At 38.6% G+C, this 8,869-nt stretch carries 8 protein-coding genes; 1 reads left to right on the top strand and 7 read right to left on the bottom strand.

Features of this window, described 5'->3' with window-relative positions; all coding sequences use genetic code 11:
• Window positions 1–130: 130 nt before the first annotated feature.
• The 7 genes from DXB58_RS17905 to DXB58_RS17870 form a co-directional block, all read right to left on the bottom strand.
• Window positions 131–1,690, bottom strand: coding sequence for an OmpH family outer membrane protein (locus tag DXB58_RS17905; protein ID WP_122137742.1), 1,560 nt, complete (start codon window positions 1,688–1,690; stop codon window positions 131–133).
• Window positions 1,665–2,090 carry a biopolymer transporter ExbD gene (locus DXB58_RS17900; protein ID WP_122137741.1) on the bottom strand — a complete coding sequence of 142 codons (426 nt, stop codon included), beginning with the start codon at window positions 2,088–2,090 and terminating at the stop codon, window positions 1,665–1,667. The genes DXB58_RS17905 and DXB58_RS17900 overlap by 26 nt, the downstream gene beginning before the upstream one ends.
• A gap of 4 nt (window positions 2,091–2,094) precedes the next feature.
• Window positions 2,095–2,541 (bottom strand): biopolymer transporter ExbD, encoded by a 447-nt coding sequence (locus DXB58_RS17895; RefSeq protein WP_122137740.1) that lies wholly within the window; start codon window positions 2,539–2,541, stop codon window positions 2,095–2,097.
• Complete coding sequence (locus DXB58_RS17890; protein ID WP_122137739.1) at window positions 2,525–3,913, bottom strand: MotA/TolQ/ExbB proton channel family protein; 1,389 nt, start codon at window positions 3,911–3,913, stop codon at window positions 2,525–2,527. Before DXB58_RS17890 ends, DXB58_RS17895 begins: the two co-directional genes overlap by 17 nt.
• A gap of 446 nt (window positions 3,914–4,359) precedes the next feature.
• Window positions 4,360–4,986, bottom strand: a complete 627-nt coding sequence (locus DXB58_RS17885; protein ID WP_122137738.1) for a hypothetical protein — start codon at window positions 4,984–4,986, stop codon at window positions 4,360–4,362.
• A 555-nt stretch (window positions 4,987–5,541) separates the two neighbouring features.
• Window positions 5,542–6,156: a hypothetical protein gene (locus tag DXB58_RS17875; protein ID WP_122137736.1), complete on the bottom strand. Its 615-nt coding sequence runs from the start codon at window positions 6,154–6,156 to the stop codon at window positions 5,542–5,544.
• A gap of 228 nt (window positions 6,157–6,384) precedes the next feature.
• Window positions 6,385–7,683 (bottom strand): VapE domain-containing protein, encoded by a 1,299-nt coding sequence (locus DXB58_RS17870; RefSeq protein WP_122137735.1) that lies wholly within the window; start codon window positions 7,681–7,683, stop codon window positions 6,385–6,387.
• 324 nt (window positions 7,684–8,007) lie between these two features.
• Between DXB58_RS17870 and DXB58_RS17865 the strand changes: the two genes are divergently transcribed.
• The gene (locus DXB58_RS17865; protein WP_122137734.1) at window positions 8,008–8,646 is read left to right on the top strand and encodes an HU family DNA-binding protein; all 639 of its coding nucleotides are present in this window, start codon (window positions 8,008–8,010) and stop codon (window positions 8,644–8,646) included.
• Window positions 8,647–8,869 lie beyond the last annotated feature (223 nt).

Below are 8,869 nucleotides of genomic sequence, written 5' to 3'. Positions count from 1 at the left end.
GGACTTACACCCGTTAGATAATGCTCATGCCGAGCGTACAAAGAAAGTTATGGAAGGTACATAAAACCTTCACATAACTTCTACCAATAATTAATCCTTAAACAATCTTTCTATTTAAACACACATCTATCTATTTATTCTGAGGAATAATCAAGAAACTAAACCCACAGGGACCGCCACCTCCATTTTCCAGCCGTACCAAAACTTTATTCCACCCCTGCCGGAACTGAAAAGGAGCAATATGTTCATCAATATTATACCAGCTGGTACCGTAATCGCGCCATACATCCTTACCATTAATCCACACGCGTCCGCTGTCATCCGTACCAATAGCTACTAGCATCGTAGTAGCTTCATCAAAATAAAGCTCGGTATAAGCATAGTAAGTCGAATGACCGGTCGTTACTGGAGGGACATTATGCATTGATTCACTCTGCATAAACTTCCAACGGAGCGTCCCGTCAAGCTGCACCTCGTCTCCGATAACTTTTAACGGATCAGAATCCGTCTCTGCAATTCCCATACCTACCTGCCCATCAGTATACACAGCGTCAAAGTCAATAGAAACCTCTGGCGGATGAACGATAGAAAAGTCCTCTCGACCGAAGCTCTCCCACGGTCCAATCATATACCATGTATTGATATAGAGCCACCCTTTACGTTCAGCATTTTTAGAAAAGCGCCGTCCGGGCAACGCTTGTGCTTTCACCATTTCCTTACTCAATTTCGAGCCTGAATAAGCACAGAACGTTCCTTTTCCACCTCCGGGAGCAGAAACCTCTCCATTACCTCCCATCCCCATACCGGTTCCATTTCCTTTACCACTACCGTTACCTCCAGGTCCTCCATTACCCGGACTACCATTACCTTGTCCCATTCCGTTTCCAAGATTACCAGCCTGACGAACTGCTCCGAACAGACCTTCCAAACGAGATTGTGCTAGACCTGCCTGACGAGTAGCTTGTCCAAGTAATCCACGATAATTATTCAAATCAGCAGTACTCTTTATCTGCAATCCTCCACTGGCATTACTACCAGCCGAAGTTGCCCACTCACTATCCCTTGACTGCATCCTTATCAATTCATCAAAACTCGGCATACGTGAATTTCCCGCTTTCAAAGAACTGTACACTTCAGGGAACGATTGTCCCTTAGATAAGGACTGTTTAGCAGCACTCACAGCCAAATGACTTTGTTGAATTTCAGCCTCATAGTCACGCAACACAGCATAAAGTTCTTCTACAGAAGCATTGTCTGATGGATTTCCAGCTTGAGGAATAGCCCGTGCTTTCGATGTATCATTTGCATCAGCAGGCGCTCCCCATGGTAATTTTCTTTTTTCTACTTTCGTCAACATATCGTCTTTACGCCGTCTCATTGTTTCAGCCATCGTTTGGAACTTCTTCACCTGCTCTTCCAGATTCTTCTTGACCAAAACTTCCGACTGCTCTACCAACTGTCTGGCATAATTAGACGGTAATGCCCGTTGCGCCTGTTCCTGTTTTACCTTTTCTGTCAAACTTTTCCTGGACTTTTGATTTTTCTGCTGTTTCATTTGCAAATCCATCGCCTCTTGATCAGGAGATGGCATCATCCAAATATAGAATGCTCCTCCCGCAAAACAAATCAGCGCTATCATCCATGATAGGATAACCGTCAGACGGCTACTCCCTGTTGTAGTTTTCGTCATACGTCCTGATTCCTATATTAGTTAAGTTATAAAACTGACAAGCATCCATTACTTCTACAAAGCGTCCGAACGGAGTATGCCTGTCCATATCAATGCGAATACGCTTTCCCGGATCGGTGACACATGTCTGCCGTAATTGTTCCATCATAAAATTGGTTGAGCAAGGTTGCCCGTCCCAATAAAAGTTACCATCGGCGTCCAACCCTACAATAGCCTGCTTATCATCCGGTTTCAATTTAATGGCCGATTGTGAAGTTGGCAGATCAACAGGAATATCCCTATTTTTCACTTTCGTCATGGTAGATACCAAAAAGAATATAAGCAATAAGAACACACAATCGATCAAAGGGGACATGGAAACTTCCGGTTCGTCCTCGTTATTAAATAATGATAATCTCATAAGCTTAATATGGTTTACTCCCAAGGCGTACACGTGTATGTGTAAACCCTTGTATTTGACACTGGTCGAATATTTCTATCACTGTACTTACCGGCACAGTACGATAAGCCGTCACATCAATATTTGTCTCCACTCCCCGACTATTACGTAAATCAGAAAGAAAAGCACTTAAATCTTTCACAGGCAAGTAAGTGCTTTCACCAGAATAGGCATCGTGTCCTACTACCTGATACACATTCTCCTTCTCATCTACTGAGATAATCACCGCTTCCTCACCCGCCCGTGTAGTGGAAAGGCTTGAAGTCATTGTAGGAAGTGTCAATGGAATCTGCATCTCCCATTTTTTCATCATCGTAGTCACTAAAAAGAAAATAAGCAACAGAAACACACAGTCTATCAAAGGAGACATTTGCACTTCTACTTTATCATCGTCATCATAATTCAGTCTCATGCTTTTCCTCCTTACTATCCAGGTACAATTTGGTTATCACTTCTTCAACTTCAACCTCAACCAATGAAGCCATACGCATAATGCGATTTTTGATAATAAAATATAAAGCAATGGCAGGAGCTGCTATAATCAAACCGGCAGCGGTTGTTATCAATGCTTTGGAAATAGAATCAGACAAGATAGAAGCACCACCTTCATCGCCATATAAAGCAACCAAACCGAATGCTTCGATCATACCTACAACAGTACCTAACAGACCAATTAACGGAGCCAATGAAGCAATAACAGAAAGAGGATAAATACGTGCTAAATGCGTACGAATATCACGTGCAGCCATGTCACCCGCTGTTTGGCTTACAGCTTCACGTCCGGCTTTTACATGCTCGAAAATAAAACGTAGCGAATTGGCCAATGTGGAAGGATATTTATCACATGCAGCCAACGCTCCTTTCAAATCTCCATTTATCAAACATTCATTGACACTTTTACACAAAGGTTTCGGAGCCAAACGGCCTTGACGCGAAGTAATCAATCGCTGGATAGCAATTACAAAAGCAATCACTCCCAATAAATACAACGGATACATCATTGAACCACCTGCCTTGATCTGTGCTCCCCAGTCAATTTGTACCCCCTGATCGACTGCAATACTATCTGATACCGCCTCATTATACATCAATTCATCATCTTCCTCCACTACAGGTACAGCAGTAGCAATTTCACTCGGAAGTACTTTCGGAGCATTTTTTATATCATCCTGCGTTTTTGCCAAAAAAATCTCATCAAAACCCGCATCACGTCTTTCAGGACAGATAAATGACATTCCGGTTAATGTAATGTTACCGAAATCCTTCCAAAGATCGCGTGTCATCACCATCCAATGCCCGGGCTTGTCACCAAGATTAAGGCCAGTCAACTGATTAATTAGATCCTTCGGTTCCCCGGCAATATATGTAAAATCATATTTCTTTCCTTTCTGATTAACAGACTTTTCAGATACATGAAATTTCATGCCAATTTGTTCTCCTCCCCATTTTACCCATGCAAAGGTGATATAACGATATTCACCCGGCCCAGGATTTTCACGAATGGGAATAGATAGTCCGGTCAGCTCTGCCGGACTTTTAGAAGCATTTACATATATATAGTTCTCGGATTTCTTAGAATACCCTCCATCGCGTACAAATTTACTATCCGGCTTTGTCCATTGAGCACCATCCGGCAGTTTAGTACTAAACAGTTCGTATAGTCCTTTACCGGATTTACCATTCGTTTGTGCCGAAAGCGGGGTAGCAAACAACAGTGTTGCTCCCAATATACATACACCTACTATCCCTTTCTTTAAACCAGATTTCATTTTTGTGTAATTCATGTCTATTCTTTTTTATTATTAATTTTAAATTTATAGCCAACGAAAGTCATCGAACTAATTCACAGTGGCAAAGTTCTTAAAAATAATAGAGAAACGGGTATTCTAATCATTCAAAAAGTTCCAAATCTTTGGTATACGACTTTATATGGAGTCTGATAATCATTCAAAGAGGTTCAAAAATAAATCATGTCTGAATCTTCCTTCATAAACAGTTGTTCATATGCTATAAATTAAAAGGTCATCTATCCTAATAATAGACGACCTTTTTAAAACTAACCGAACATCATATCAATATCATCCAAAACCAACTTTTTCAATCAGTAAAAAATGATGATCTTTTATAATATCATAAAGAATCTAATATCAATTTTATAGAATCTCTTTTGAGTTTCCTTTACTATTAAATGAGATGAAACGGAACACGGTTTCACTCTTTCCCGCTTCATTCAATCCCCCAAAGCAGAAATAGCATACACGAGATGACCTGACTTCATCATCCCGTTCGATAATTTGATTGTCTTTTTAACAGGTTTCCGAGGAACGGTGCGCAAAGCCCTCATGATAGTGAAAACGGAATCCACCGCCGCTCTCCGAATCTTGTCATTGCTTTTTCCGGGGTAACGATCCAAAACCTCCCGCATCAGCGTGTTTTGATAATTTCTCATGATTTGAGAACTCTTTGTATAACCTTCAGAGTCCTGCGTAGTAGCCCTCAAACTATCCGCCACCAATTTTGTACGCGGTTGTTTTAGCAGTTCCTGTGCAGTCGTCAGTTTGAAAATGTTATTTTCCATCCTCTTCAGGCATTTCACCAATTCTTTCTTCTCTTCCGTTTTAACATCGCCGGTCTGAATATTCATTAAAGCGTCCGCTTGCTCTTTTAATCGAGTAAGTTTCTCCAAATATTTACCCCGCAATGCTTCGTATGACATGCCGCCGCGCTCGTCTTTATACAATTCACGATCCAACGCTCTATATTCTTCTGATATTTCTTGCGGAACTTGGGCGTACACACCGTTAGTGCCCCATGAGAGCAAAACCAATAAACTAAAGATAAAGATCATCTCTTTCATATTCCTGTTGTTTAAGTTATTAATAAATTTATAGTAATATCTAGATATTTGCAATAACAGTTATTGGAATTACTCCCAATCATAATAGGAATCATATTCATCTTCAGAACAATCTCTCCTTTCCACTCCGTATTTAAAGATTTTACCACTCATATCCACATCATGCCCTCCACATAACTTTGCTGTATCATAATTATACACAAATGCAGGAACAGCATATTTCAGTTTATCATAATTAATCAGATTGGATAGCAAAATGGAATAAGAACCTCTTTAATCTCGTTATCAAAAAAATAAGTTTGTTCCATATATAGTATCTTTTATAAATAAGCAATCGCATTATGAATTTCGAATATACAAAAATAAGCCATTTCTTTCGTAAAATCATAAAAAGAGAAGAATATACCGGACAATCAAAAATACTATCATTCAACAATTTAAGTTCAAATACGTCCTAAAAGTTGGACAAAAAAATATGTTCTTCAACAGAAATTGTATCACCTCCTTATAAGAACTTAGTAAAACCACTTCCCAATTACCACGTATTCATTCATGTCAATATTTTATTATATATTCATCAAAATTAGACAGTGTCTGATATCTATTTACATTTAATAGTTTTTTTAATCTATTCCTACTCCTTAATACAGATTCCTCCTTAATCCCCAGTAAGGTTACAATCTCCCGATTGGAGAACCTCAAACGAATCAAACAGCATAAACATAACTCCCTCTGTCCAAGTTGTGGATATGCATACAATAAACGCGAATAAAATCGGTCCGAGATCATATCCGAAAAATAAAAAAGTTTTTTCCATTCTTCTACTGAGCAATTTAATATTATAGTAGAAGTATTCTTCTTCAATAATATATAAAAATGAAACGCCTCAATATCAGACTCTGTAATTACATTATTCACAACTAAAGGAAGTCCTTTAAAAATCAACCGAAAACGCTTCACATCCATTTCCAGGTCATTTTTAGCTTTTATTTCTTTTACAAGCTCCTTTTTTATTTTTTCGATCTCCATTCTTGCCAATAACTCACATTCTTTTCTTATATGTATTTCTCTATATTGTCTATAAAAAACAACTAATATAATCATTACCAATACCAAGTTTATCCAATACGCATTAGATGTAACAACATTATTCCAATCATCAAATGTCATTTGTTCCTAAAAATTTTATAAATATACAATATTGTTATTTATTAGAATTATCGTGCAAATATCCTGAAAATATTACTCCAATAAGTACCCATATCATTCAAAAAGGTTCATTTTTCAATCTGACATTCAATTTAAACAAAATAAATAAAATCTCTTCACCCTTCACAGCACCTTCCTATAGGGCAATAGCGGGTGAAGGGACCTCCTTCACCACCAAGTTCACACTCCTCAAACCGATATTACCCGATATACATTTCCAAACTTAGTATGTTTACGTTCTATCCCTACCGCTACCAATATTTGCGCCAAACTTGCCGGATTGGCACCACGCATAGCTGCAGGATTCCTCTTTTTTAAACATTGAAATATATCAGCCGCAGAAAGAAGATCACACTCCTCTTCTCTTTCTGCCGGTCGATAACAAGCACGCAGTACATCTTCCACTGGTCCTTGACGGTAAAACGCCATATTGTTCCTTTGCAATTCCTGTTCTTCTTCTTTCGTAAACCAATAACGTTGACCTGACAAGATTGCCACTTTCAATTGTGAATAAAGTTGTTCATATTCAATCGCTTCACAATCAATAGGGCGCTCTACTTCCACGCAAATAAACCTGCGGCTACCAGTCGGGTCAGTAAGCAAATCTTTCCTGTTAGACGTACCAATAAAAGAAGCAATACGAGGCAAGGAGCGGTAATTTTTCTGATATGCTTTGCATAGCCTCAATGAAGACATCTGCATCAGATTCTTCAACAATGGCATTTTCGCAGGAGAAAACTTATCAAATTCATCCAAATTGAGAAGTCCCATCTCCGCCAGTCTACGCTCCACATTTCCCTGACTTGTTAAATCCACCTTATCCATATAATAACACCGAAGCACAGGAGGAAGCAAAGATTTACAAAAAGTAGATTTAAAATATCCCTGTTCCGTACTGATGAGCAAGGGAGCAACACTATTCGCATGATCTCCCATTACCCCCATCCATTGTGCCGTCATCCCCAGCATCCAAATGCGGAATCCTTTTTCCCATAACGGATTTTCCGAAACCCGTCGTGCCAATGCGGACACACGGTCTATCCCATCCCACTCAGGTAATTCATCCAGATAAAGCCTGAAAGGATGATATTCAGCTATGCGGGTAGAATAAATACAACGTGACAGATCACGATCCCAGCATCCAATACCGGCCTCATGCGCTTCAAGGCAGAAAGTGTTCAACACACGTTGATTTACAGGCTGAAGTCCCTCGTTCATCCGTTCCAACAAACGAAATTCAGTTTCTTCCGTCAGAACATTATAACGGAAATCATAATGAGATTTCAAAAAAAGGTCTACACTTGCAGTCAAATTTTTCGCTTTAGAAAGTGAGCCCTTCTCTTTTATTTCCTTCCTATCTTTAGACACCTCATAACAACTAACCGAAGACTTTGATATTTCTTCCAGTAATCCTTCACACTCTCCGCTTTTACAAAAGCGGTTTACAAACTTCTGCCATAATGAAAGCAGCACACTTTTCTTGTCCATAAAATTTCGTTTTTAGTATTTAATGGATGCGAATATAATATCCGGAATATGGGATTTACAACTTTTTAATCCCTTCATTTTTATAAAAATGAACTTGGCGTTTTACCTTATTGTTTCTTGTTTATCTCCTAATTAAACCTTATCTTTGATGCGGACATTTATTATTTATCACAATAATGATAATATCTTATCACAGTAATGACATATACATATCACATTAATGATAAGAACTTATCACAGCAATGATAAGTAACAAATATCAAGAAGAAAATTAAGGAATATCAGGAAGATAATCTACAAACATCTAAAGAAAAAAGAAAGACTATGGCAGTACAATTTGAACTATATAAGACTCCGATGCCGAAGGAGAAGAAAAACAAGGTAAGGTATCATGCACGTCCGATTAGTTATGAAACAGTAAATACAGAGAAATTGGTTTACCGCATTCACGAGCGCTGTTCTTTAAGCCCGTCTGATGTGATAGCAACTTTGGAAGAACTGAAATACGAAGTGGCACAGTGTCTTAAAGAAGGAAAAAAGGTACATATCGACGGATTGGGATATCTACAAGTAACTCTTTCCTGCGAAGAAGAAATACGGGATCCTAAAGACAAGCGAGTACATAAAGTAAAGCTGAAAGCAATCAAATTCAAAGCAGATAAAGAACTGAAAGCCGAACTTTCTGATATGGAATTTCACCGTTCGAAATATAGGCCGCATTCTGCCGGACTTTCCGAAGTGGAGATAGATATGGAATTGACAAAGTATTTTTCGGAAAACCAACTTATCACCCGAAAAGACTTCCAGTACCTCTGCGGAATGACACAAATTACTGCATACCGCCATATTAAAAGACTAATCTCAGAAAAGAAGTTGCAAAACAAAGGGACTACCCACCAACCCATTTATACACCCGTTCCGGGCAATTACAGGGTTTCGGTAGCTGTGAAATACAAAGAATAAGAATATAAAGGTAATGCAAAACAATAAATTATTTATATTTGTAGATGCCATTGAGTAAAAACCAATTAATGTTTTTTACTGGCGAGAAAAATACAAAGAGGTAGATTATATACTGAAAAAGAAAAGTCGTATAGTAACGATTGAAGTAAAAAGCAATAGCGAAACCTACAATGCAGGACTCGAAGAAATCAGAAAAATGTATCATCCATACGCAACAATGGTT

Origin of the sequence: Bacteroides sp. OM05-10AA, assembly GCF_003439055.1 — a bacterium.
GTDB lineage: Bacteria > Bacteroidota > Bacteroidia > Bacteroidales > Bacteroidaceae > Bacteroides > Bacteroides intestinigallinarum.
This window is presented reverse-complemented; position numbering and strand designations above follow the sequence as displayed.

What these genes read in the sequence shown, in the direction of transcription:
- DXB58_RS17905 (WP_122137742.1), bottom strand. Translation starts at nt 1,690, where the DNA reads ATGACGAAAACTACAACAGGGAGTAGCCGTCTGACGGTTATCCTATCA.
- DXB58_RS17900 (WP_122137741.1), bottom strand. Translation starts at nt 2,090, where the DNA reads ATGAGATTATCATTATTTAATAACGAGGACGAACCGGAAGTTTCCATG.
- DXB58_RS17895 (WP_122137740.1), bottom strand. Translation starts at nt 2,541, where the DNA reads ATGAGACTGAATTATGATGACGATGATAAAGTAGAAGTGCAAATGTCT.
- DXB58_RS17890 (WP_122137739.1), bottom strand. Translation starts at nt 3,913, where the DNA reads ATGAATTACACAAAAATGAAATCTGGTTTAAAGAAAGGGATAGTAGGT.
- DXB58_RS17885 (WP_122137738.1), bottom strand. Translation starts at nt 4,986, where the DNA reads ATGAAAGAGATGATCTTTATCTTTAGTTTATTGGTTTTGCTCTCATGG.
- DXB58_RS17875 (WP_122137736.1), bottom strand. Translation starts at nt 6,156, where the DNA reads ATGACATTTGATGATTGGAATAATGTTGTTACATCTAATGCGTATTGG.
- DXB58_RS17870 (WP_122137735.1), bottom strand. Translation starts at nt 7,683, where the DNA reads ATGGACAAGAAAAGTGTGCTGCTTTCATTATGGCAGAAGTTTGTAAAC.
- DXB58_RS17865 (WP_122137734.1), top strand. Translation starts at nt 8,008, where the DNA reads ATGGCAGTACAATTTGAACTATATAAGACTCCGATGCCGAAGGAGAAG.